At 67.0% G+C, this 1,153-nt stretch carries 1 protein-coding gene; it reads left to right on the top strand.

The window, feature by feature from the left end; all coding sequences use genetic code 11:
• Positions 1-1,153: MG2 domain-containing protein (locus AC04L7_RS19150; protein WP_475513769.1), on the top strand; the 1,153-nt coding region annotated here is incomplete at both ends.

The raw sequence follows: 1,153 nt of genomic DNA, 5'->3' as shown, positions 1-1,153 counted from the left end.
GCCCGTAGTGTCGATCAACGTGCCGGAAGTGGACGTGGAATTCCTGCGCGTCACCGAAAAGCAGCTGCCGAAGTTCTTCGCCGAATACCAGCGCGGCGGCCGCCGCGGCAGCTGGGACCTGGACAGCGAGTACGGCGACAGCACGCCGTTGGGCAAGCTGGCCGAACCCGTGTACCTCAACCGCTTCGTACTGGGTGGCAAGCCGAACGAGCGCGTGCTGACCTACCTGCCGATCCAGGATATCCGCGAGCTTCAGGATCCCGGCCTCTATTTCGCGGTGATGAAGCGTACCGGCAAGTTCGCCGGCGAATTCGAGACCGCATTCTTCACCGTCAGCGACATCGGCCTCCACACGCGCGCGTACAAGGACAAGCTGTTCGTCCATACCGCCTCGCTGCAGGACGGCTCGGCGACCGGCAGCGTGGAACTGAAAGTGCTGGACGCGCGCGGCGAAGCGATCCTGGCCGGCGAGACCGACGGCAACGGCAATGCGCTGCTGAACTACACGCTTGACGCCGGCCACGTGCTGGTGGCAACGCGCGGCAAGGACGTATCGATGCTGCCGTTCAACCAGCCGGCGCTCGATCTGTCCGAGTTCGCCGTCGCCGGTCGCGAGCAGGCCTGGTTCGACGTGTTCGCGTGGTCGGGACGCGATCTGTACCGTCCCGGCGAGACTGTGCGCATCTCCGCGCTGCTGCGCGACAACGACGGCAAGCCCGTGCCGGCACCCAAGCAGGGGGGCGGACAGCCCGTGTTCCTGCGCCTCAAGCAGCCCGACGGCAAGGTCTTCCGCGAAACCCGCCTGCAACCGGGTGCGCAGGGCTATTTCAGCTTCGAGCAGGCGATCCCGGTGGAAGCGCCGACGGGTCGCTGGCAGGTGGAGTTCCGCACCGACCCGGCCAGCAAGGAGGCGGTGCAGGGCATGACGCTGCGCATCGAGGAGTTCCTGCCCGAGCGCATGAAGCTGGACCTGGACGCGGCGCCGGTGCTGAAGCCGGGCCAGCCGCTGAAGCTCAAGGCGACAGCGGCCTACCTGTATGGCGCGCCGGCCGGCGGCAACCGCTTCACCGCCAAACTGGCCGTGTCCGTGGAGCAGCACCCGCTGGAACAATTGCCGGGCTACTTCTTCGGCGACCCCACGATGGAGCTGCCC

The organism is Pseudoxanthomonas sp. LjRoot204_2, assembly GCF_056175765.1.
This window is presented reverse-complemented; position numbering and strand designations above follow the sequence as displayed.